A 24,143-nucleotide genomic window follows, 5' to 3' on the forward strand; every position below is an offset into this window, starting at 1 on the left:
CCGGACGAACCCCGCACAGATCACTCCAATTGGTCATCCGCCCGGGACCATGCTAAAGAGAAACCATGTCTACACGATTCACACGTGGCCGGTCGCAGTGACGCCCAGCCATACGAATGACATCGCGTGGCAAACCCATTCCACCGAGCGAACAGTCCTGCTTGTCGCGCACAACATCACCACATTCAGCCGGCTGCTCGACATTCTCCCCGCCTTCGACAGCGATTCCCGCATCGACCTGGTTTGCGCCGCCACACCGGACGAGCCATTCCGGCACGGCATCGACGCCATGCTCGCGACCCTCGGCCTGCGAGTGCTGCCCTGGGAGACCGCGAAAACTGCGACATTCGATTTGGCGATCGCGGCCAGCCATCACGATGGAATCCATGAGCTGACAACGCCTTTGGTGCTCATATCGCATGGAATCGGATACACTAAATACTCTCCCCAGGAGCCAGGAGCCAGGAGCCAGGAGCCAGGAGCCAGGAGCATTTTCGGTCTCTCGCCCGAATGGACACTCCGGGACGGTGCTCCGTTCGCGCGCTCTCTCGTGCTCTCCCATCCATCTCAATTGGCGCGGTTGACAACTGCCGCACCCGCCGCCGCTTCCTCCGCCTATATCGCCGGCGACCCTTGCCTCGACAGGATCACGGCCAGTCTGCCGTTCCGCGAACGCTACCGACACGCTCTCGGCATCGGTGACCGTACCCTCGTCGTCGTCTCGTCCACCTGGTCGGATCAATCGGCGCTCGGAAGCCGGTTCGAGTTATTGCGCGAACTGCTCGCCGAACTCCCCCGCGACTCCTACGCGGTCGCGGCCGTCCTCCATCCGAACATCCGCCATCACCACGGCCCCGGATTGATCGCGCACTGGTATGCCGATTGCCTCCGCTCCGGGCTCATCATGCTCGACGAAATCGACGGCTGGCGAGCAGGTCTCATTGCCGCCGATGTACTGATCGGCGATCATGGTGCGGTCACCGGCTATGGCGCGGCGATCGGCCGGCCGACTGTGCTGGCGGCATTCACCGACACCCCGCCCGGCACAGCCATCTCCGAACTCGGAGATGCTGCTCCCCGGCTTCCCGCGCATGGTCCGTATCGCCCGATAGTCGATGCCATGCGAGGAGCGGAATTCTCCGCAGCGGATCGGATTGCGGGCTTAGCCACCTCCGAACCCGGACGATCACTCGAACTGCTGAGGAAGCTGTTCTACGATCTGCTCGCACTGCCGGTCCCGCCCCTTGCGGCCATTGCGGCGCTCATACCGCAACCCGAAACGATCAGTCCGACTGGCTCTTTCGCGGACGATGTGCTCGTGACCCCGATAGCGGGATGCGCCGGGGTTGATATCGAGCGACGTCCTGCGGAAATGCGCCGGTTCACCGATACGAACAGTGACAGTCATGTGTGCTGCCACGCCGACTATCCGGTACGCACGCTCCGTTCCCACGCCCGTGTCCTTGTCGCGGACCGCATGGATGCCGGCCCGGACGCTCTGGGCTGGTTACGATCGCTGTTGCAGGCCAATCCATTGTGCGAACTCGTCGCCCTCCTGTCCGATACGCACCTGATGGCGCTGCATCGCGACGGACGCCGGTTCCAGGTCGACTGTGCGGGATGCCCGGGCAACGCGGCGGCATCGGCCCTCTATGCGATCATATGCGCGGGAACGACACCTGCGGCGATTGCAGTCCGGCTCGGCCGCGACCGGTTCCGGATTCTCATCGAAGCCGACGAGTGAGTTCATTCGGTTCCACGTAAGCGATGCAACGCATCTCGATGCGATTCGGCATCCTCGAACCGGCCCTGCCGATCCGCCAGCTGCAGCAGTTTCTCATGCAGCGAGAGGGATTCGGCGGTCTTGCCATACCGCAACATGACATCGAGAGCTTCCGCCCACAGCACCTCGGCCTCGGCGTAGCGCTCGTGGTGGTCCGCGATATCGCCACGGAGGGCACGACACAGCGCCGCATTACAGGCATCGAGTTCACCTCGGCCACGGAAGAATGATTCCGCGGTGGTCAGCTCCGGTTCCGCCGCATCGAAGTGCGCTGTCTTGACCCCGATTCGGCAGCGGTGCATTCGAATTAGGTGATATGCCCGTTCCTCGTGCACGGGATCGCCCATGAGCGGTACAGCTGCCCATGCGTGCCCGAGAGTCACGAGCGCGGCATCGACATTCCCCGCCCCCTCCTCCGCGAGCGCGCGCCACTCGAGTTGGCTGGCGATACCTGGCCCGCAGCCGAGGGCGGCCGCGCGATCCAGGTACTTCATCGCGCCGTCGGTTTCGCCTATCCGCTCATGCAGGCCCGCCAGGTCGCGCAGCAACTGCCAGCGAGTCATGAGATCGCCCGGCGCTGCCACCGGATCCGATGATTCAGGCAGGTCAACCAGCGCGGTGAGCGCGTCGATCAGTTCCGCTACCCGCGAAGTCTGGTACGCGAAAGGCCAGAGCGCGATTGCCAAAGCGGCTGCGTCCGAGCATCTACCGGTAATCAACGCCGACTGTAGAGCCGCCACGAATATCGACCAGCGTGCGGCGAATTCGGCGGATGCTCGCTCGACAGCTTCCGCACCCGCGTAGCGCGGCTCGATAGCCCCGAATAGCGACGCTGTTATACCAGCGAGAATCGGCCGGTCCGACAGCGACTTCGACAGGGAAATCGCACGCTCGGTGCACCAGTGGATGATTCGGAATTCCGCCATGCGCCGATCAGCGGCGGTATCGACCACCGCGTGCAGTGCACGCGCATGTAACCGCATCACGTGCGGGAACTCCACGAACCGCGCGTCGTAACGACGCAGCATGGACCTGTCGACCAGCAACCGCAATTGTCGCTTGGTCATAGCCGAGGTTCGGTCCAGCAAGGCGGCCGCAGACTCCACATCGAATGCCGCGCAGGGCAATAAACTCAGCAGCCGATACGCTCGCGCGTCCTCGGGCGCGAGTCCGCCGTAGACGGCGTCGCAGATCGCGATGGCGACCGGCTGCTCGTCCAGGCTCAGCTCACGTGCCAAGTCATCGATCACGCCGGTCTCTTCCAGCTCGGTCACGAACTGCGCGGCAGAATCGGCATCGTCCACGATCCGCATTGCGGCGGCCGCAAGTAGTTGCGGCATACCGCCGCACACCGATACCAAACGCGCCAGCACCGACGAATCAACCTGCGCCGCAGAGTGTCCCGCGAGCGCTCGAATCAATTCGACACCCGCGTCGTTCTCGAAGCCGCGCAGTGGCATCGACACGAATTCAGCGACGCGCAGTGCGTCCAGCGGCCGCCGACCCGTTACCACGACTGCCGCGGCGCGGAGGTCGCCGAGCAAAGGCAGTACCTGCCCCGCCGATTCGATACCCTCGAGCACGATCAGTGGCTGATGCTGCTCTATCAGTGCTCGCAGCACAACGCAGCGAAGGGGTGGCGGCGGCAGCTCCTGCCACGGGATCCCCAACTGCACCAGCAGTTTTTCGGCAATCTCGTCGGGGCCCTCCACGAGAAGCGTTCCGGCCTCACCCGCGCTGTAGTAGGCCACCTTCCCGTAATGCACCTTGAGCTCGTAGGCCACGGTGCGCGCCAGCACCCTCTTCCCCACCCCGGCTGCTCCGGTAATCGCGAGCAAGAGCGGCCCGCGGTTCAGCTCGGCGGTGGCACGCACATTGCGCGCCAGCTCGAGTTCCGCGAAACGGTTGACGCACAATGGTTTCAACGGAAGTGATCGGTAACGGTCCACGGCGTTCCCTCCTCCTGGATCTCCCGTACCGGACCTTAGCGAGTTCCGAACGAAAACGGTGCGCAACTCGAGCCATACGCTCGATCCGCCAGATCGAGCAGAACCTCAGCCGCCCGCTCCGCACCGCGCGCGGCCAGCGCGCGCTCACGCAAATGATCGAGTCGACTCCGTACCGCTTGATCACTGCTCAGCGCCTCGGCGGCCTCCGCCAGCCCAGCGCGCGGTAGTGGCACTCCAATCCCCAACTGCCGCAGCCTATGTGCCGTCCGGCGCTGCTCCGGCGACCGGGGAGCCAGGAACATCGGCACGCCCGCCGTGATCGCCTCGTGAACCGAGTTGATACCGCAGTGGGTGACGAATACGTCCGCCAACCGTAACAGCGCGGTCTGCGGAATCCATTGTCGGACATGAATATTGCACGGAATTTCGCCAAGTTCGGCTGGATCCACCCGGGGGGAGGCGAGCACAACCGTCCAGTTCGGATGTGCGGCGAAGTCGTCGATGATCTTTCGAAAGAACCGTGCGCGCCTTTCGAAGACGGTTCCCGGAGACGCCACAATCATGCGTTCGGCCCCGCCGCGCCAGTCGCAGGCCGAACCCGCCCGCGACAGATCACCGGTCAGCGGTCCGACCAAGTGCACCCCGGGTGCTCGTGGCAGCGGGGCGGGGAGCAGGTCCGGTAGCAGATTGACCAAGGCCGGACCCCACCGCCCCGGCCTGCGAGTATGGGTCGTCCAGAACGGAATCGCGGGCACGGCAAGGCTATGGACGAAGCCAACCGCCCAGGACACGTGCGGGTCGAGCACACACACCGCACCCGAATCTAGAAGCAATTCGGCGGCAAGGCTATCCTTGGTCGCCCGCCATGCTTGCTGTCGGTCCCGCCACAACCGCGCACGCTCTGACAATTCCCGCGGCGAGCGTCCCGGCGGTACACGCACAGCGTGTTCGACAGCCGGTGCGGTCAGCCGTGCACCCGCCGTTTCGACATCGGATCTGAACGATTCACCTGCGATAACCTGAACTTCAGCGCCGTTGCGAACCAATTCGCCGGCCACTTTCATCATCGGCAGCACATGCCCGGTAGCCGAGTAGGGCAAGAATATGAATTTCAATGAACGCCCCCTCCGTTGTTCAGCGCGGCAGGCTCGGTTGAGCACGTGCCCGTTATCGCCTAGTGTTCAAGCGTTCATCGCTTCGGGCAAGCCGGCACGGGGCGGCCACCGATCGAGTCGTCGCTGCCCATCGATGCCCCGCCCTGCCGATTGCTCAGAGTGAAAATGGATCCACCAAAGTGAAAGTACGCAGAACGAGAACTGCACGAAGTTCTCTAATCGCTGATGTCACAACGCATTCAAATATACAATCAGAATTGACCGCGAGACCGCGAGACCGCGAGACCGCGAGACCGCGAGACCCTAAGCGAGTTCAGCGAGTCGCATCGTGAAGGCCGGGTTCGGTCGCACATGGAAATTTCTGAGCCGTAGCGAGAATCCAGAGTGGGGGACGTTCGGCGAGAACCGATATACCGTTCTCGTGGTCGCACGCACTCTGACATCGACCAATCGTCTACTTGAAGCCGCGGAGTGGTTCCGCGACGATTTTCGCATTCGCCTGGTGTTCACTATCGACGGTACTTCGGCATTCAGCGGCGGGGTTGCCGAATTTCTCCGAGACTCCGGTGTGCGGATCGTAGAGTGGAGCAGGATCGAAAAGGGAACTTTCCCTTATCAATTAGCTTTGTCAGCCAGTGAGAATATCGACTTCTCCGCGATTCGAACGCACACCATCCTGCTGCCACATGGGCTCGGCTTCAACAAGATGGTGCCACGCAAGACCGGATCACGGCTCCGGCTCGCCGGACTACCGCCGGCGAAGGTCATTCAGGCCGGGGCTGTGACCATCACGCTGTCGCACCCCGAACAACGCGCACAACTCTCGGACCTCATCCCGGCCATCGCGGCGCGCACCGCGATCGTCGGCGATCCCACCTTCGATCGGCTGCGGGCAAGTCGTGATCTGCGCACCCGTTATCGGGATGCCTTCGGCACGGGTGATCGAACGCTGGTCGTCGTGGCGTCCACCTGGGGCCGGGATTCGGTGATCGGGCGATGGCCCAGCTTGCCTGCGCGACTACTCGCGGCCCTGCCCGCCGACTCGTATCAGGTTGCGGTAGTGCTGCATCCGAATATCTGGACCTACTACGGCAGGTTCCAGATCGAATCATGGTTGTCGGAGGCGCTCAATGCCGGTCTTGTGCTGGTTGGCCCCGAATCAGGTTGGCACGCAGCGCTTATCGCCGCCGATCAGGTGATCTCCGACCATGGGTCACTCGCACTGTTCACGGCGGGCCTGGACATTCCGCTGCTACTGGCCGGTTCCACGGTCGAAACCGTCGCGGGCACACCCATCGACGCGCTCACCGCCGCCGCCGAGTTCCTCTGTCCAGATGGCGATCTGCGCCAGCAAGTCGACGATGCTCGGAAACGCCATATGCCGGGACAATACGAGCACATCACCGATCGTGTCTTCGGTCATCACGGCGACGCGGGCCTGAACGTCCAACGTTTGATCTACGGACGGCTCGGCATCACACCACTGAACCGAAGCAGCTCACTCTCCCGTATTCCCGTGCCGGACATACGAGTTCGTGCCATCACCGCCTTTGTGGCGGGTACCGCCGAGATCCGTGACGCCACATTGTCGATCGAGCGTGTTCCAGCGGCTGTATGGCACCATCGCGATCACAGCGAGTATGGGGACTTCCACGTGGTTGCCGCCGAATCCGAGCGCGATCCACGCATCCTCGAACGTGCGGCCGTCATTACCTCGGACCTCCTGCACGATCCCGCTGCGGCAATCGTATGGGCGGAGGCGATGCTGGCTCACTACCCCGGCGCCCGAATCGCGGTCGCGGCCACTCGATTCGGGTGCATCGCCGTCTCGCGGAACGGAACAGCGGTTGAAGCCCGTGCCCACGACGCCGACTCTGGATATCGACAGGTGATCGCATCGGCGATCTATTGCTATCTGATCACTTCGGACCACAGCGACCTGGATGTCACTATCCGCGTGGGAGCGACGGCTATCGCGGTGTCGTTCAAGGTCAGTCGGCGAGATGGTCCAGTAGCGCGGTGAATTCAGCCGCGCGCGCACTGCCGAGCCGGGTATGCAGATCCACCAATCGATTCAACGATTCGCGCTGTTCCTGAACGTCGTTGTCACGCTGCGCGAATCGCAGGCGCTGCTCCTGGGCCTGCGCCTCGTAAACTTGATACCCGCTCGCCGAGAGGATGTCGATCGCAGCAGCCACCGCCAATCGGCCCTCCCGATCATATCCACGCTCGTCGGCGATGAGGCCGAGCTCGCACAGCGCACGACCTTCCATCCGCCGGTCACCAATCCGGCGAATATGAGTTACGGCGGTCCGGACCGTTGACTCCGCCTGCGCCAATTCCCCGGTGCGGTGCTGCGAACAGCCGAGGAAGAACATCACGAACGCCCTGCCGCGGGCATCGCCATGAATATCGAACAGCTCCAATGACTTCCGATACGCTTCAATTGCCCTGGCCGGATCGGCGACATCGCGGTATCGGCCGATCAACTCCCAAACCGACGCCAGCAATCGGCCATCCCCCGACGCCTCCGCCAGCGGTAATGCCAAGGTAACCAGTTCCTCGTGCGCCCGGTCCGCACAGCCGGTCTCCATCCACGCCCGTGACGCGAAACTGCGCAGACGGGCCTCGGCACGCGGATTTCGCGCGAGACGGGCTGCGGTAGCACCGAGTTCGCTCGAGACAGTCCATTCGGTGTAGTAGCGCCGGGTCACGTAGAGTGCAGTCAGCGCTTCTGCCAGCTGCCATGTCCAGTCGTGCCACCCGTGCTCGAAGGCAACACGCTGTACGGCCAGCAGGTTAGCCCGCTCGGTCTCGAGCCAATCGAGTGCGGGCTGCCCCGCATCGGCCCCCGTGAACGAGGACTCCTCGCCCGCCGTTACGGACGCGTGTGTACATCGGTAGCGGTCGGGCCCCAGCACCGCCAGATCGGCGAACGCCGCTTTGACGACCAGATACCTTGCTACCCTGCGCAATCCGTCAGTTCTTTCCGACTCAGGATCAATCAGCCGAGCGAGTTGGGCCGCATGACGTTTCAGCAACGGGTGCAGTGATAGCCGCCCGTTCGAGTCCTCGGCCAGCACACCGGCCGAAAGCATGGCATCGACAGCGATACTCACACTCAGCGTGTCCGTGCCTGCCAGCGCGACCGCAGTGTCCAGCGTCAGATCCTGTCCGGGATACAGTCCGAACATTCGATACAAGCGCGCCGCCGCCTCTCCCAGGCCGGCGTACGCCTGCGAGAAGGCCATTGTGACAGTATCCCGGCCCGTCAATACAAATGGTCCGAATCCGCGCTCATCGGCGACGATCTCGGCGACCACCGCATCGACCCGCAAGGCCGGACGGGCCTTGAGCTTGCTGGCGAGCGCCGTCAAAGCCACCGGCAGCCCGGCACATTGGCGGACGAGCTCGGCGACCGCGGTGGGCTCGGCTCGGGCGCGAGAACCGATGATTTCTGCGATCAGGTGTTCTCCGGCCGCACCGGTAAACGGCGCCAGATACCGGAATTCGGCACCATCGGTATCCAGCTCGCTGAGCACTCGATGACTGGTCACAAGTAGCGCGCTCGCCGGGCTGTTCGGCAAGAATGGCAATACCTGCGCTGCCTCGGTCACATTCTCCAGCACGATCAGAACCGGATTGCACGCGGTCAAACTGCGCAGACGATTGGCCCGCTCGGGTAACGTCGCGGGCATCACGCCCGGCGACACGCCCAGGGCTGCGAGACAAAAGGCGAGCGCATCCGTCACCGAAAGCTGTACTCCCGGTATCGAACCGAAATCGATGTGCAGTTCACCGGCGGTGAACATGCCTGCCGCACGGCTTCTTTCGACGCAACGCCGGACGAACGCGGTCTTCCCGACACCCGGCAACCCCGTGATCACCGCCATCCGCGAGACTCCCGCGTCGAAGGCAGCCCAGAAGTCCGTCATCCAGTCGAAGTCCGGCTCTCGGTTGATGAATCCGCGCGGTCCCAGCGGAACCTCGTGCGGCACAACCATTGAGACCTCCCGTGTCCCGCTCGACCACCCGCGCATCCGATCGCGATCGGACCTGACACCATCGTCGCATCACATACGATCTTGTGAAGGGTGAAATCGGCCGAAAGGCGTTCATAGGAGGGTCCCCAAGCCATGTGGCTCGACATAAATCATTCCGCAAGGACGCCCTAGCTCAGCGCGCGGCTCTCAGTGTCCAGTTCGGCCTCGGTGTTCGAGATGAGGATGGCGAGCGCGGCGACTGCGTCCCAGCGCGCGCCGCTGAGCATGATGTCGGCCAGCCGATATGTCCGGATCTCGGCGGTGCTGATGAACGATTTCGAACAGCGTAGCCAGATCAACGATGCCCTTGTCTGCGAGCCGTTTTCGCCTAGCGAGGCCTTGAGGATCACAGTCGCTTCGAGATCCGGTACGGGAACAGCGAATTCAGTGGTTCCGCCCGCGAACAGATTCACGCGGGCGTTTGCTATGACCGCGTCACTGGCCACAGCGGTGCAGGTGGGACTGCACCTGGTTCGGTTGAGTCAACCGAACTCGGGGCAGTCTCCCGAGATGATCCTCAACCGTGGAACTTTCAAATCGCTGGGTGCCACTTCGGACCGCATGTGTTGCTGCGTTTCCGTGCGCGGCGACGTGTGTTGTCCGCACATTGAAGTGCCCTATGCTGTCGAGCATGGCGGGGATGCACTCGGCGCATTGCAGTGAAAGCACTTCGGCGCGGCAACGTTTCGCCCAGCAACTAGTTGAATTGTTCGATGTGGCTGGGAGACCGACCCTCGATCAGGTGTCGAGGGTTACCGCAGATCGGCTGCGGGCTACGCGACGTCCCGGGCAAGGCAAGATCGTTCCCGTTCAGCGGATCAGCGACTGGCGAGCAGGGCGCGCTTTGCCCAGTCAGTTCGAGTCTTTCCTGCCGGTGCTGGTAACACTTTTGACGCTGGCGAGAGCCGGGGCGACCTCGGTTCCTGCCGAGTTGGGCGACCGTCGTTCATGGGAGCACTGCTGGAAAGCGGCGGTCGCGGAAGCCGGCACTCCTATCCGTCGGTCGCAAACAGGGCAAGACTCAGTGTCGCGGCCAGTGGCGATCAGAACGTTGCCTCGCGATGTGGAGACCTTGGTAGGCCGCGACGAACAACTAGCGAGAATCGCGCAGGCCTGCGTGTCCGGGCGAGTGGTCTCGATCCATGCCATCGACGGCATGGCCGGGGTCGGCAAGACCGCGCTGGTGATCCATGCTGCGCATCTCGTTTCCAACCAATTCCCCGACGGGCACTATTTCGTCGAATTCAATTCTCACGTACCAGGACTCGCCCCGGCCGATCCCTTCCATGTCCTCGAGCGACTGCTCAGCGATCTCGGCGTGGATCCCCGCCATATTCCGAACTCTCTGGAGCGCCGCCGCGATCTGTGGCGTGATCGCCTGGCCGGGCGGCGCGTGCTGCTCGTCTTCGACGATGTCGGCGATCACGCGCAGATCGAACCACTGCTGCCGCCCGGCGAGGACAGTCTCGTGCTGGTGACCAGCCGCCGCCGGCTCATCGGCCTCCGCGGCGCGACCCCGATGCCTTTGGACAGTCTCGCTCCCGATGCCGCGATCGAAATGTTCTGGAGTGTGGCGCACCGGGATCCGGCAGGCGAGCAGGCCGACGCTGTCGCCGAGATCGTGCGATTGTGCGGATACCTGCCACTCGCGATCGTGGTGCTCGCGGGGCGCCTTGCCCACCATCCCGTGTGGACGCTCACCGATCTGGCGGCCGCACTGTCCACCACTCACGATCGCCTCACCGAACTCGAGGCGGGACAGCGTGCTGTGCGCGCCGCGTTCGCAACCTCGTACGAGGCGCTGACGCCTCCGCGGCAGGCTATGTTTCGGCAGCTGGCTCTGCACCCGGGCCCGGAGCTGGATGTGTATGCCGCCGCTGCCCTCGCCGGCGTACCGGTCCCAGAGGCACGAGAGCACCTCGAGGCCCTCTACCTCGACCATCTCCTCGAGGAACTCGCACCGGGCCGCTACCGATTCCATGACCTACTGCGAGAATTCGCCCGCACACTGGCCGAGAGCGATCAGCTCGCGGACAACGACGCCGCACTCGAGCGGCTTCTCGATTACTACATCGGCGCCTCGCGACGGGCTGCCCGCCCTGCGCAACACACATCGGGCGGCACTTCGGCGGCCGCCGGGTATCCGCGGGTGCCTGCGACCGATGTGGCCGCCTTGGCATGGATGCGAGCCGAGCGCCCAAACTTGTTGGCGTGTCTGAGTTATGCCAGCTCGAAGAATCTGCTGGTTCGCATGATCGAGCTGACCGGCGCGCTCGCCGAGGAGTTACGGCTGCACGGTCCGTGGCAGATCGGCATCGCCTACAGCCAACGCACCACCGTCGCCCGCCACACTATGAACGACTCCGATGCGCAGACCCTGGCGCTCAAAGATCTTGCACCTCTGGGGTTTCTGGCCGACGGATATCTGCTCGCGGCAAAGCTGTTGCACCAGCAGATCACCGCGGACCCGTACCTCGAGCCTGCACTGAAGGCGCTGGCGCTGCAATGCCTGGGCAGAACTCGCCTCCTGGCAGGCCAGTACTCGGCCGCCATCGAGGCGTTGTCGCAGGCCTTGGATCTCATCCGGGAAACCCGTGAGAGCACGGCAGAAGGATTCGCCCTCACCACCCTCGGATGGGCGTATCACCTGATCGGCGACTACCCAACAGCCACCGAGCATCTGCAGAAAGCGTTGGCCATCCATCTCGCCAACCAGCATGGTCCCGGTGAAGCCGCTGCCCGCATGAACCTCGGCTGGATCTTGTGCCTCGAGCGCCACCACGGCGACTCGATCGAGCAAGTCCTAACCGCGGAGGCGATCTACCACCGCCTGGGACGCCGCTCCGACGAGGCTTTCGCGATGATCATCCAACTATGGAATTCACACCTGATGGGTGAGTACGTCGATATCGACGTTCCGTCACTGCGGGTCTGCGAGCTCTACCGGGCTATCGGCATTCGCTCCGGTGAAGCCTTTATTCTCGGTAACTTCGCCGCGGTCAAGATGGTCACAGGCGACTATCTCGGCGCCGCGCAGCTGCTCGAACAAGCACAGGCACTCTATGAACAACTCGGCAACCATTCCGGAGTCGCCTCCACGTTGAACAACCTGGGGTTGGCACAGTGTCACCTGGGCGAGCATGCCGCCGCCGCGCAGCTCATCGGCCAAGCGGTGAAGATGTATCAAGCCATCGGCAACCGAACCGGGGAGGCCGAAGCACACGCGAACCTGGGCTGGGTCAGCCACTGCCAAGATGACCACTTGGGCGCTACCGAGCTGCTGCACCTAGCATTGGGGAGCTGCCGTGCCATCCGACACCACACCGGAGAAGCCGAGACGCTCAATCGCATCGCCGCCCACGCCGAAGCCCTCGGCGACATCGCGCAGGCGCTGTCGAGCTACGACCAAGCCGCGCAATTGGCCGCACGCATTGGCTCGCCCCTCGAGTTGGCACGAGCCCTCCACGGCATCGCGCGATGCCTGCTATCTTTCGGCCACCACGACTGTGCGCGGACATCCCTGACCGAAGCGCTTCCTCTCTATCGTGGCCTGTGTGCTGTCGAAACTGATTCCGCCGCAGCGCTACTCGACCAAATCGATACCGAGGTGCGCTCGTAATGATCAGATGCTCACCCCGGACGAGGTGAAGAGATTACAGCAGCGACCCTCCGTCGAAATTCAAGCCAGCCCGTACGGGTCGCCGACGTAGTTACCCGGCTATCTCACTCACCATCTCAGCACCCAATTCCATTGCGCGGCAACGTAATCACACCGTCTGCACCGGACACTCGCCAGTTCGGCAGCGCCCGCAATGGGGTATCAGCGACACCGACTCTCCGGGCGGCGGCAAGCGGACTGATGTCGGGCAGCACGACCCAGTGACACTCCGGCAGTTCGGGCGATCACGTTCGACGAGAAAGGCCGCGATATCGATGATAGTCCGATACTTGGTGCCGGAGAACCGCAGCGGCGATACCGGCGAATTCTCGCTCTCGGCCGTGGCGAGCGTGACCCTGGAGATGATGAGCTTCGAGAACAGCGTCGTTTCGAAAATCCTTCGAGCCGTGTCGATATCGTCGCTGCTCGGTAACGCCGTCCCCCACGTGCCGCGCGAATGCCACACGCCGAGATACCCCAATCCGTATCGTGCCACGATTTCGCGTCGATCCGATCGGCCCGGGCCGAGTACCAATTGCACTGCGGCTGAACCGTTGTCCGTCCATAGGCCGAACAGTTCCCCGCGGACGTCACGGAAGCGGTTCTCGACTGACCAACCCGCCAGGTTGTCCAGTTCCCCGGCGTGGATGAGCATTTCGAACGGTGCGCCGTTGCCCAGATTGTTCATATTCATCACCAGCTCGTGATCGATATTTCAGTGGCCGATCGAATCCGAAGCTCGATTCGATAACGACGCAGCGGGCACCAGCCGTATCCGATGCGCAAGGTCGCGGAGCAGATGCCCGTCTCGCACCGCCGGTAATACGACAGCGCCGGTTTTTCCCGCTCCGAAAAGTTCCTTTTCCGCCCCCAACACGGGAACCGTTGGGCTGGCATTGGTTCTGCGACTGCCATAGCCCAGCACCATAAGAGCCGGGTCGGCGGCAAGCACCGCGGCCGATTCGTGATGTACCAATTCATCTGCTTCCGCATCCCATTGGGCAATCGCGTCCCGGGCAAGAATCGCGGTAAGTGGATGCGGGCGCATGATCATCGCGCCTGGATCCACCTCGAGGCCCGATAGTCTCGCGCGCAGCGGATGGACGCACGCGGCCAGTGCCCGTCGATAGGTACGCCGATCGCATGCCAAAAGGACGCCGCCTTCCCCCGCATCGATCCGCTTGCCCGGGCCGAAACTGAAGACCGCGACGTCACCCATCGTGCCGGCGCGATGACCGTCGAGACTGCTGCCCAGCGCTGATGCGCAGTCTTCGATCACTTGCAGTTCCGGTAGAGCCGCACGCAAGGCAGGGATGTCGGCGCAGACTCCGTGCAGATGACTGGCGACAATCGCAATCGTGTGCGGTGTGACGGCTTCGATAGCTGCGACCGGATCGATCGTGAGCGTGGCGGCGTCGACGGCCACCGGGACAGGACGGGCTCCTGCATGCAGAACTGCCGCGTAGCTGGCCGGCCAATCCAGCACGGGCAGCAGCACATCGTCCCCGGGGCCGACACCGATCGCCGACATCGCCACAGTAAGTGCATAGCTGGCAGACGGCAGCAAAATCGCTGGAATATCGTTGTGGTGCGCCGACATAACGGTCTCGACCGCCGCTATCGCACCGGTGCCCAGGATAGAACTCGTCGGGGTTCGCGCGGACGGGTCTGTGCTCCAGCGATCGAGGGCGGCACGCACGCGCGCGATCAGCCGCTCGTCGGGGTGTGCTGCAGCGGTGTAGTCGTCGTCCTTGTCAGCGGTAAACACTGGTCTTCTCCAGCTCGGTGATCCGATCGCTGATCATTAGCGTGTCGACCTTCCCGTCGGGTCGCAGATATGTGGTCAGCGCGCCCGGAGTGTCGTACTCCTCATTCAGCCGCTGCGCCGCGACCCACGGCCATGCGTCCGCGTTATCGACCGCCAATATCGATGTGAGCGTGCTGTATTCGGCAGCCGGCGTCCAGTCGTCCCCGACGTAGTCAGCGAGGGCCTCCTCCACATCGGCTGCGCTCACCTCGTCCCGATGCGCCCAGTGCGCTCGAATCCAGGCTTTGGTCAAAACCTTCGGCGCCGAGCGACCTGACAGCGCATGGCCGTCCGCTACGTACCCGGTCATCTGATCCTTCAGATCTGCCTGCAAGGGAATTCCATTGCGGCGGGCATGAATTGCCATGATCTGCGCTAGTTCCGGCCCGGAGGGGAACAGCACAGGCAGTACCGTGAACCGGGAGCGCACGGCTTCGTCGAGCCGAGCGGGAACATTGGTCGTGGCGACCACCGAGATGCCGTTGTCCGCCCCGGTATCGCCGAGGAATTCGAACAACATGGCCCGCAGATTCTGATAGGTCTCATGCGTCTCGGTCGAGTGCCCGCGGTTGCCGAGCCCACGCTGATCGGCTTCGTCGATGAACAGCACCAGCGGCGCGAGTTCGCGCAGCACATGCAGGGCACGGTCCATATTGCTCTCCGAAACCCCGAGGAATTGGTTGAGCACCGAAGCGAAGCGCACCACCGGGACCTGCAGGAGCGCACCGATTGCGGTGGCGCACAATGTCTTTCCGGTTCCGGGTGGGCCGCTGAGCAGTACCCTGACGGTCTTCTGCCCGATCAGCTGCATTTCGTGCAGATGCAGGCGAACGCTCGGCAGACCGGCGACATCCGCACCGAACGCCAGCCGATCGGGCATCAATTCCAATGTGCCCTGACTGAGTTGGCGGATCGCCGCCGACTTCACCTCCGTGATTTGCGCGGCGGTCAGCGGCGCTTCGGGTGAGCTGATCAGGCGGCGTTCGTGAACGGTGAGATTGAGGAGGCCACGGGTCAGTCGGCCGGCCTCTGCGACGCTGAGATCGGGATGCAGGTACAGCCGCTCTCGATTCTGCGCGTTGGCGGACTTATTGATGAACAGCGTACTTTCGTCCTGATCGGGGGCTCCGAGATGTACCGTCCGGATGCCGGGTTGCGAGGCCAATCTCGGGCTGATCCCGCCGCCGCGATCGACGATCACCAGTTGCATGCCCCGTCGCTGCCAGCTGCTGACCTCCTGCGTGACGGCCCGCAGGTGCTCGATCAGCAGCGATACTTCGAGCGAAAGTGCCTGGGCTGCAGGAACAATGGAGTCTGCGAAGTCGAGCACGAACACCGCCGGAGTCGGGCACGTGCGCAGTTCGGCCAGAATCTGCGCAATCGAGTGCGCCGGTCCGTCTCCAATGCCCGGCAACCGCAGCGTGACGGCGCTGCCGTCGGGCAGTGTGGGCAGCGTGGTGGCTCCGGCGCCGAGCCGGTAAACCACGAGGCCGAGTTCCCGGTGTACGCAGTAGCTGTGAAAGGCACCCTGCAGGCGCAGCGCACGCCCATCACGGTCGATCAGGATGTCGTTGACTCCCGCGCCGGTGACGAGAACCTGGGTCTGCGCGGCCCGTGCATCGTCGAGGTCGCCCTCGAAGCGAAGGGTGCGGCGCAGTGCGAATGATGCTGTCACGCTTGAATCCTCGGTCCTTCGAGTTCAGCTTCGGTCGTATAGTTCCAGGCCTCGGGTTGCGGCGACGTGTGCTCGATCTGCCGGGCCGCCGACAACGCGAACGCTCCCGGATCGCCGAGCAGCTCGGGATGATCCCCGACCGCAGCGCGAATCAACTGTCCACCCGAGTCGTCACGATGATCATCGCGGCCAACTTCCACTAGTTCGACTCCGCGGGAACCAATCTCATCGAACAGCTCGCTGTGGCGGCGCAGGCAGGTCGCGTCAGCGAGGCCGGCATGATCCAAGGCGATCGTGCCGCCACGAACCACCGCCAGCACGATCTCGTGGTCGCGGCGCATATCGATCGCGGTCGTGCAGCCCTCGCGCCGCCGCGTCACGCGATAGCCCAGTTGCTGTCCGCTGGCCACGACGGCCTGGGCTGTCGACTCCGCGCTGGCCGTGTCGATTCGGCGGTGCGCCTGGCTCAAGGCCTGGGCAAGTTGTTCTTTCGCTTCCGCCACTTGATTGACGATCTCGGCTCGAGACGAGTGGCTCTGACGTTTGCCGATGGTGACCGCCCGCGTGACTGCGGACCGGGCTCGGGCGATTTCGTCTGGGGACAGGGTTGCCAAGGTGCTGGTCAACGCGGGGCTCCAGCCCGACATCACGCTCTCCAGGGCGGCGAGATCCTCGGGGGTGACCCGCAGTTCGGCACGGGCGGCACGCACAAGGGTGCTGTCTTCGAGGGCGATGCGCAATTGCTTGGCGACCTGCGCTGATCGTGTCGCATTGAGTCGGACGGTGCTTGTTGTGCTTGTGCTCACGGATTTCCCTCCGAGCCACGCGGTTGGGTGCTCATTTCGTCCTCTGCGTCGAGCAGCATCTGCGCCGGTGAACGCCCATCGGGGGTCGGTGCCGAAGCGGAGTTTTCCGCCACGGGACCAGCGCCTTTCCCATCGGAGCCGGGTTCGCCCGCGCCCGCCGCATCCAGTTCGCGCGGCCGTGCGACTGCGTCCCAGACCACGTTCATTTCTTGGAGCCGTATCCACGCCAGTCGGAGCGGTTCCATCCCGTGACCGTGCGCGGCGAGCAATTCGAGCATGTCCGCACGCATCCTCGCATCGGCCTGTTCTATGGCGTCGAGTGTCTGTTGATGCTCTCGCATGGCCTCGTCGCGGCGCTGTCGCGCCCGAAAGCACAGCAGGACCTGGGATCCGAAGAGCATGCCTTCGGTGAGCGGGATCTCCAGGAAGGTGATCCCACCGACGCTGACCCTGTCGACTGCGGCGTCGGTCCGCATGTTCAATTTCGCCCTGGCGAGGGCATCGGCTGCGTCCTTCGCCCTTGTCGTCGTTTCGTTTGTCGGCGGTGTCAGGGTTTCGTAGTAGGAGCGCTCGTTCTCGAACCCCGTGATTTCCTCGGAGTCGTGTGTGGCAGTGCGTTTGGGTGCGATCCACACCATGGCAATAAGTCCCGCGACTGCGAAAACGACGCCGGCTCGGGCGACCACACCGCGGCGGAATCGAGTCCAGTCCGCACCCGCCAGCCCCTTGTGCCACCCCATACCGAGTCCGATCAGGACCGACGACACGGTCATGATCAGCACCGTCAGCACGGACAGCAGAACTGGAAGCAAGACAGTATTGTTGACGCCGCGAAATGTCATGTAATCCAGTACACCCGCCACCAGCGAACCCACTCCGAACAGGGGCACTGCGGCGAGGACGGCGTAGCGAGTAGTACCCGAGTCACGCAATGACTCCGGTAGTTGCGCCAACTGGTCGACATACTGCTGCGACCGATCCACTCGAATCGCGTCGGCTGCGTTGGCTGCCGCATTGCGGGGAATCCGTACTTGCTGAACATATTGCGCCAGCGTGGCCGTCAGAGCCGGGACGGGATCGGCACGGAAGGTCTCCTCGGCGGCATCCCGCCTGAGTCGCTCTCGTTCGCGCTCCGCCTCGGCTCGTAGACGGGCATCTTCCGCAGCAATCGCTCGTTCACTCGCGCGGCGCTCGAGGTAGGCCCGGAGGGCGGTTATGAGTCCGCCCGCGATCACGAAAGCGAGCGCCGAAATAACTGCTAGGACAAGCCATGTCACGGCTGCCACCCCCCTGTTTTCACCCACGCGGAGATCGCCTCGTCCTGGTGGTCCTTGGGAACCACGACGATCGTTCCGACGTGCAGTTGCCTCATGCGGTCGCTGAACTGCTGAAGGTAGTGTCCGCACTCCGCGAGGTCGCCGCTCACGCAGCTCTGAATGATGTACAGGGTGTCGCCGCGGAAGTCGCCGTCCAGTTGCGGGGTCACCGGCTCGTTACAGTCCGTGGCGACCAGAAACGAACGGAGAGCGGGCTTGTTCGTGTGCGGATCCACGACCGTCGGCACGTCACGCAGGAGCCCGGTCATGCATCCGCTGACACCGGAGTAGGTTGAATCGTGTGGGGGGAACTGCAGGGCGCCCAGCGTTGTATCGGAACGCGATGCATCGGTTTTGGCAGCGAGCAGGGCTGTCCTTACCTTGTCCGTCGCCGCGGACCAGAGCTGATATGCGGGGTCCGTCGGGCCGGAGGTCTTGGGTCGAGGCAACTTGACCGCCGGTACAGAGGTCACCGCGGCGGGGGCGGTATATTGCGGATTGTCGGTAGAGAGTGAATTGGTGTACACGGCCTTCACCCACAATTTCAAACCTTCGTTCGGCTTGCCACTGCCGTCATTGGGAATGTTTTTCGGGTCGGGCTGACCATCTTCCAAGTGCGCGACCGCATCCCGGATGCCATCGGCGAGGTGCTGCGCCCAGCCATCCGGAGTCGGGAACAGGCCGTCGAGGCAGGCGCCCTGCTGGCGTGTCTGCGCGAACACGAGATCGGCAGAGGGGTCGGTCGCCGGTGCTGCGGCCGTTTGCTGTGGTTTGTCGCCCCCGGCCCGGAGCGTAACCACCAGTGCGACAACGAGTACCGCCACGAGTCCGGCGACCATGAAAGGCCAGCGCGGTCGCCGGCGCCTGGACGGTGGTGCCGGGCTGCCGTCGTAAGTGTTGAAGTTGATCAATGACATTTGCACTCCTCTGCCAGGCCGGCCGTCGCTCCGATTCGCAACGCCCGGACGCTCCAATCCCGCTGGGGTCCAATTAGATCCAGCCACCGATCACAGACCAATGGATCAGCGCGGAATCGGCCCGAATCAGCTGGTCAGGACCTTCGCGAGATTTCCGGTCCGGAATTCCTGACGTTGTTCCCGCCTGGCTCGGCGGCTACCGTTCGAAATACCGTGCGCGACTTCCCGCTTCACCCAGCAAAACACTGACGGATTCGGTCGAGGCCCTGGACTGGAAAACGCTGAAATCCGCTGGAGGTCAACGCACACCCCGGCAGCAACCTGCCGCCCTATTCTGGTGGTCCGAGGCGGAGGCCCGAGGAAAGGCTGAGCATGGCATCGATCGAGCAATCACCGGATGCGGCAACATCGGTCGAGGTGAAGCTACTTCTCGACGATGGCAGCAACAGGCATATCGAAAGCTCGCCAGGCGGAATCGCATTCGGGGCCTTGCAAATGCGGAGCTGGCAGGTCTTTCCTGTGACACCGAGACCGGCCGACTTCACGGGCTTGGACACCCATTTGATGAAGATCAATTACGACTTCTTCCTCGAACCCGGAACACCAGGCCCGGCATGGTTCGAGGTCGGTTTCACGCTGTCGGTTCCCGAGACCGAGAACGCGATCACAGTGATCGATGCGCTGCCACGGCACGTTCCCACGGCGCAGGAGCCGAGATCCTATGGCCTGGACCGCTACCTCGCATTCGTGCCCGGCGACGGTGTGCACCTGCCTGCGAGCCAGCCGATCGTCCATCTCTTCGGCCTCGGCGGACCCGGCGTCCGCTGGCGGCACACCGCCGTGAACGGCGATGGAATACAGCCCGGCTCCTACACATCCTGGACGACGCTCACAGTGCCCGCGGGCTGCGCACAGGTCGCAGCCGAGGTGACCGCACGGTTCGACTTCGCTGCCGACTCCGAGCTCGCGCGGGAATACGCGCCCGCACCCGAGTCCGCGACAGTCTCGCTACGACTCGAATCGTCAACCGCTTACGCCGGACTGCTCACTCCAGCGGCCGGGCCGGACCCGCTCCCGCAGACTCCGCGGGAGCCAAGGGTTTTCATCTCCTACACCCACGATGATCGCGAACACTGCGAAGCGGTCCTTCGATTGAGCGCCTTCCTGGCCACCGACTGCGGATTCGACGTCCATATGGATCGATGGGATCTCGACGAAAGGCGGGACTGGTCCCTGTGGGCGAGCCGCCAGATCGAGGCCGCCGACTTCGTCATCGTCATCGCCTCGCCGCAGTGCAAGCTGGTGGCCGGTGGGCACGTGGGCAATCTCGACAATCGCGGTATGCAGTCCGAGATGTCGCTACTGCGGGAGCTGCTGCACGATGATCGCGAAGTGTGGCTGCGCAAACTACTTCCCGTAGTGCTACCCGGCCGCGCCGTCACCGAGATCCCACTCTTCCTGCAGCCCAACGTAGCCGACCACTACCTCGTCACCGACTACACGCCCGCGGGCGCGGACGATCTGCTCCGAGTGATCACTGGGCAGCCGCCCTACCGGCGGCCGCCCCGCCGCACTCACTCGTGAACCGAACGGTCGATGCGGGCCCAAGGGACTGCCCGGTCACCGATCAGCACCGACAGAGCCAGCTCCAGCCGCAGCCGCTCCGGCACATTGAGATCCCAGGTGATCGGCACCGAGGTAACTCCGCTACCGGTCCTCGCCAGCACGGTCGGCGATTGGAACGGGTACATCGGCGCGAACAACAGCCGCAGATCCCCTGATTCGAGTCCGAGGTCTGCCGCCACGAAGACCGTGCCGTCGACATCCACCGTGCACAGCGGGGCAGCCTTGGCACCGAAGCATCGTGCGAGACGGCCGATGTCGCGGCCGATCGGCAGTACCTGAACACGGATTGGGTGCATCTTCGCTCGACCGCCCACACTTGCCGCGGATACATACACGGACATGATCCCCGACGGCAGCAGTACCTCGTGCCGCTCTGGTCGCCGATACTGCCGCAGCACAACAGCACTCACACCACCGCGCCACGTCACCGGTTGCAGGCCGTCAACGGTGGCGTCGTCGGGTAGCCCACCGGCAGGGTGCACATGCAGCAGACCCTTGATTTCGAGGCCGGCGTACGCGTTCTCCGCGACGGGCACCTGATGACGGCCGTGGCCGAGCTCCTCGGGCCGTGGGTGCGGTACGAATGCCGTGATCATCGGTGAGCCGAGCGGACCGCGCAGGCTGCCCACCTGCTCACTGGAGTGCGCGGCGAGCTCGCGTTCGACGGCATCGAGCACCTCGTCGACGATCATGATCGGACTACAGCCGTGGCTCGCCTCACTAGGACACTCCTCCAATAGGATTCGGCCCTCCGGGTCGGTCGCAAGCCGGCGCGGCAGGGGGCTGTTACTCGACTCGTGCATGATCACTTCCTCAGTGGACCGGAATGTCCAACTGCACCACAATCGGTAACGAGATTGCCGCACGGCTGGAAGACGCTGAAAAGTCCTCAACGTGCCGGCAGGACCGGCAAACCGGAGGTAGGCCGTGGGCGCGCCCGATGCGAAAGCGCTGAAGCAGCAACTCATCGTCGAATTGAAGGCCGCCATTCTCCGCGCCGAGCGAGCCTACGGAGGGGTCGCTCGTTCCCGGCTTGCCAAGAGCCTCAGCATCTCCACCGCCAGCGTCTACGCCTACCTGAAGGGCACCACACTGCCCAGCGCCGAAGTGTTCGACCGGATGCTGATCGAATTGAAGGTCGCCCCGATGGATGCGAAACACCTTGTCGCCCTCCGCGACTCGGTGGAGATCGCGAATCGGAGCGAATCGGTGCAGAGCAGAGATCGCCGAACGCCCGTCCCCACCGCCGAGCTACCACGAGATGTCGAGGTACTACATGGACGACAGGCCGAGCTGGATCAGATCCGAACACTACTGACCCGCGAGCGCGAGGGCATTGCCGTCTGTGTCGTCTCCGGACTCGGCGGGGTGGGCAAGACCGCGCTGGCGGTACGCACGGCGCGCAGCCTGGGGACCGCGTTTGCCGACGGCTGCTTGTTCGTCAATCTTCAGGGTTACGCCGCCGAACCGGTCATGTCCGCGGCGGAGGCCGCGGACAAGTTGCTGCGGCAGCTCGCCGTTCCCATCGAATCCATTCCAGCACACGCGGATCAGCGCATCGCACTACTGCGCGCACAGCTACGCGACAAGCACTTGCTACTGGTCTTGGACAATGCCCTCGATACCGCTCAGGTCGCACCACTGCTGCCGTCCGACGGTCACTACGCGGTCCTGATCACCAGCCGAAGCAACCTCAACGCACTCGACGACGTCGGGCGAATCCGCATCGCGCCGCTGACGGTGCGGGCAACCTCGCTGCTGCTCGCCGAACTCATCGCAGACCTGCCACCCGGCCGATCGCCCGCCGACTCGGTACGTGAATCGATTGCAGCACAATGCCACGGCCTCCCTGTGGCCGTCCGGATCGCGGCCGCGGTGCTCCGCAGTGAGTCGTGGCCGCTGCCCGTCATCGACGGCGACGCACCCGTCGAACTCGGGGTATTCCATGACGGCGAGCGCGGCATCGAGTCCCTCTTCGAGTATTCCGCCGCGCGACTGCCCACGGAGTTGACCCAGACCTTCGCCCTGCTGGGCCTGCACTGCGGACCGGCATTCGACGTGGAGGCCGCTGCCGCGCTGGCCGATATCGACCACAATGTGGTCCGGTGCCAGCTGCGCCAGCTGATCGAAGCCAACCTGCTCGAGGCCCCGAACCCCGGCAGGTACGCCTTCCACGATCTCGTGCGGGCCTTCGCATACCAGCGAGCGGAGACGGGTCTCGCGCCACTGGCGGCCACCCAGGCCGGCAGCCGGCTCGTCGACCACTACCTCACTCGAGTCGATGCGGCAGACCGGCTACTGACCCCCCACCGGCATCGGGAGGGCATGACTCCGGCACCTTGCCGGTATCTCTATCGGTATGCCGACTACCAGGACGCACTGCGCGGATTGACTACCGATCGCGACAATATAGCGGGCGCGGCCAGATCGGCGTTCGACCATGGGCTCGACGAGCAGTGCTGGCAAATCGCCTTCGCACTACGAGGTTTCGTCTTCATCGCCAACGACGTCGACCTCTGGATCGGCACACACGAACTCGCACTGACAGCCACCCAGCGGGCAGGCAACCTGTACGCAGAGGCCGTCACGCGGAACAATCTGGGGCTGGCACTCCTCACCCGGGGCGACGACATCGCGGCGGCACAAATGTATGAGAAGGCACGGGCGCTGTTCACCCGAATCGGCGACCCGCACGGCGAGCACACCACCATCGCGCACCAGGCGTGGATCCATTTCCACCGAGGCGAGTACGACCAGGCACTGCGCAACAGCATCGAGGCACTGACCTACTTGACCAAGTTCGGCACCCCACGCAATACCGCGATCCTGTTGCGTGACACCGCACTCATCGAGATCGCACTGGGCGAATACCTCGATGCGGTACCGAAACTGCTGGAAGCACTCGAAATGTTCAAAGCATTCGGTCTGCATGTCGATGAAGCGATGGCGCACAACGTGCTCGGCACGGCATATCAGCGGCTCGGCGCACTAGCCCTGGCGTACGAAGCGTTCGAGCACGCCGCCGATCTCGCAAACGACGCGCAGAGCGTGCTCGAACGCGCGCGCGGACACGACGGGATGGGCACAATCGCTGCCACCCAACAGGATTGGCCGCTGGCCCAGCACCATTGGCAGCAGGCACTCTCCGACTTCGAGGAGTTGCACGACACGCTCCGGACGGAGACTATCGCGGCCCGGCTAGACGAAATTTCGATGCGGTAGACCATCAGCGGCGGCTCGCGGAGGCGTAGCGCCCCTCCGGCCACACCGCCGCAGCCGCCGCCGGCTGTACCCGAGGTGTGCACCAGCCGTCGGAACAGATAGGGCGGCTTGCGTTCCTCCAGCACACCAGCGCGGGGCGGGGCCGATACAACGGGCTGGAAATGGCTGGAATTTGCTGAACATCACTACGCGCCAACCCAATCCAGCCGTCTCACTATGCTGGTTT

Annotated in this window: 17 protein-coding genes; 5 read left to right on the plus strand and 12 right to left on the minus strand. The window is 63.9% G+C overall.

The genetic code is table 11. The features are described from left to right. Window positions 1-52: 52 nt before the first annotated feature. Window positions 53-388, minus strand: a complete 336-nt coding sequence (locus JWN03_RS04280; RefSeq protein ID WP_297609983.1) for a hypothetical protein — start codon at window positions 386-388, stop codon at window positions 53-55. Window positions 389-580: 192 nt separating this feature from the next. Between JWN03_RS04280 and JWN03_RS04285 the strand changes: the two genes are divergently transcribed. Continuing rightward, window positions 581-1,744 (plus strand): hypothetical protein, encoded by a 1,164-nt coding sequence (locus JWN03_RS04285; RefSeq protein WP_297609986.1) that lies wholly within the window; start codon window positions 581-583, stop codon window positions 1,742-1,744. A gap of 2 nt (window positions 1,745-1,746) precedes the next feature. On the opposite strand, the gene JWN03_RS04290 is transcribed toward JWN03_RS04285, so the two are convergent. Continuing rightward, entirely contained in the window at window positions 1,747-3,798 is a 2,052-nt protein-coding gene (locus JWN03_RS04290) for a hypothetical protein (protein WP_297609988.1), read from the minus strand. Beyond that, the gene (locus JWN03_RS04295; protein WP_297609991.1) at window positions 3,768-4,487 is read right to left on the minus strand and encodes a glycosyltransferase; all 720 of its coding nucleotides are present in this window, start codon (window positions 4,485-4,487) and stop codon (window positions 3,768-3,770) included. The genes JWN03_RS04290 and JWN03_RS04295 overlap by 31 nt, the downstream gene beginning before the upstream one ends. Window positions 4,488-5,472: 985 nt before the next feature. Here JWN03_RS04295 and JWN03_RS04300 point away from each other — a divergent pair. Further along, the gene (locus JWN03_RS04300) at window positions 5,473-6,870 is read left to right on the plus strand and encodes a hypothetical protein (protein ID WP_297609993.1); all 1,398 of its coding nucleotides are present in this window, start codon (window positions 5,473-5,475) and stop codon (window positions 6,868-6,870) included. Here the strand turns inward: JWN03_RS04300 and JWN03_RS04305 are convergent. Beyond that, window positions 6,839-8,851 (minus strand): hypothetical protein, encoded by a 2,013-nt coding sequence (locus JWN03_RS04305; protein ID WP_297609995.1) that lies wholly within the window; start codon window positions 8,849-8,851, stop codon window positions 6,839-6,841. The two genes, JWN03_RS04300 and JWN03_RS04305, sit on opposite strands and share 32 nt — an antisense overlap. A 167-nt stretch (window positions 8,852-9,018) precedes the next feature. Next, a complete protein-coding gene (locus JWN03_RS04310; protein ID WP_297609996.1) occupies window positions 9,019-9,303 on the minus strand; it encodes a hypothetical protein in 285 nt (94 codons plus the stop codon). A gap of 650 nt (window positions 9,304-9,953) precedes the next feature. Between JWN03_RS04310 and JWN03_RS04315 the strand changes: the two genes are divergently transcribed. After that, window positions 9,954-12,509 (plus strand): tetratricopeptide repeat protein, encoded by a 2,556-nt coding sequence (locus tag JWN03_RS04315; protein WP_297609998.1) that lies wholly within the window; start codon window positions 9,954-9,956, stop codon window positions 12,507-12,509. A 148-nt stretch (window positions 12,510-12,657) separates the two neighbouring features. Here JWN03_RS04315 and JWN03_RS04320 read toward each other — a convergent pair whose 3' ends face one another. The 6 genes from JWN03_RS04320 to JWN03_RS04345 form a co-directional block, all read right to left on the minus strand. Further along, window positions 12,658-13,242 carry a hypothetical protein gene (locus JWN03_RS04320; protein ID WP_297610000.1) on the minus strand — a complete coding sequence of 195 codons (585 nt, stop codon included), beginning with the start codon at window positions 13,240-13,242 and terminating at the stop codon, window positions 12,658-12,660. A 21-nt stretch (window positions 13,243-13,263) separates the two neighbouring features. Further along, window positions 13,264-14,316, minus strand: a complete 1,053-nt coding sequence (locus JWN03_RS04325; protein WP_297610003.1) for a DegT/DnrJ/EryC1/StrS family aminotransferase — start codon at window positions 14,314-14,316, stop codon at window positions 13,264-13,266. Continuing rightward, entirely contained in the window at window positions 14,303-16,030 is a 1,728-nt protein-coding gene (locus tag JWN03_RS04330; RefSeq protein WP_297610006.1) for an ATP-binding protein, read from the minus strand. The genes JWN03_RS04325 and JWN03_RS04330 overlap by 14 nt, the downstream gene beginning before the upstream one ends. Then, a complete protein-coding gene (locus tag JWN03_RS04335; RefSeq protein WP_297610009.1) occupies window positions 16,027-16,770 on the minus strand; it encodes a hypothetical protein in 744 nt (247 codons plus the stop codon). Before JWN03_RS04335 ends, JWN03_RS04330 begins: the two co-directional genes overlap by 4 nt. 62 nt (window positions 16,771-16,832) lie before the next feature. After that, window positions 16,833-18,113: a hypothetical protein gene (locus tag JWN03_RS04340; RefSeq protein ID WP_297610012.1), complete on the minus strand. Its 1,281-nt coding sequence runs from the start codon at window positions 18,111-18,113 to the stop codon at window positions 16,833-16,835. Next, window positions 18,110-19,069, minus strand: a complete 960-nt coding sequence (locus JWN03_RS04345; RefSeq protein WP_297610015.1) for a hypothetical protein — start codon at window positions 19,067-19,069, stop codon at window positions 18,110-18,112. Before JWN03_RS04345 ends, JWN03_RS04340 begins: the two co-directional genes overlap by 4 nt. A 519-nt stretch (window positions 19,070-19,588) precedes the next feature. Between JWN03_RS04345 and JWN03_RS04350 the strand changes: the two genes are divergently transcribed. Next, the gene (locus tag JWN03_RS04350; protein ID WP_297610018.1) at window positions 19,589-20,653 is read left to right on the plus strand and encodes an SEFIR domain-containing protein; all 1,065 of its coding nucleotides are present in this window, start codon (window positions 19,589-19,591) and stop codon (window positions 20,651-20,653) included. On the opposite strand, the gene JWN03_RS04355 is transcribed toward JWN03_RS04350, so the two are convergent. Further along, window positions 20,644-21,387: a hypothetical protein gene (locus JWN03_RS04355; RefSeq protein WP_297610022.1), complete on the minus strand. Its 744-nt coding sequence runs from the start codon at window positions 21,385-21,387 to the stop codon at window positions 20,644-20,646. The two genes, JWN03_RS04350 and JWN03_RS04355, sit on opposite strands and share 10 nt — an antisense overlap. A 235-nt stretch (window positions 21,388-21,622) precedes the next feature. On the opposite strand from JWN03_RS04355, the gene JWN03_RS04360 reads away from it, so the two are divergent. Then, the gene (locus tag JWN03_RS04360) at window positions 21,623-23,917 is read left to right on the plus strand and encodes a tetratricopeptide repeat protein (protein ID WP_297610025.1); all 2,295 of its coding nucleotides are present in this window, start codon (window positions 21,623-21,625) and stop codon (window positions 23,915-23,917) included. The last annotated feature ends 226 nt before the right edge of the window (window positions 23,918-24,143 follow it).

The organism is Nocardia sp. (assembly GCF_025465275.1).
Classification (GTDB): Bacteria; Actinomycetota; Actinomycetes; order Mycobacteriales; family Mycobacteriaceae; genus Nocardia.

What these genes read in the sequence shown, in the direction of transcription:
- JWN03_RS04280 (WP_297609983.1), bottom strand. Translation starts at nt 388, where the DNA reads ATGGATTCCATCGTGATGGCTGGCCGCGATCGCCAAATCGAATGTCGC.
- JWN03_RS04305 (WP_297609995.1), bottom strand. Translation starts at nt 8,851, where the DNA reads ATGGTTGTGCCGCACGAGGTTCCGCTGGGACCGCGCGGATTCATCAAC.
- JWN03_RS04320 (WP_297610000.1), bottom strand. Translation starts at nt 13,242, where the DNA reads ATGAATATGAACAATCTGGGCAACGGCGCACCGTTCGAAATGCTCATC.
- JWN03_RS04345 (WP_297610015.1), bottom strand. Translation starts at nt 19,069, where the DNA reads ATGTCATTGATCAACTTCAACACTTACGACGGCAGCCCGGCACCACCG.
- JWN03_RS04355 (WP_297610022.1), bottom strand. Translation starts at nt 21,387, where the DNA reads ATGATCGTCGACGAGGTGCTCGATGCCGTCGAACGCGAGCTCGCCGCG.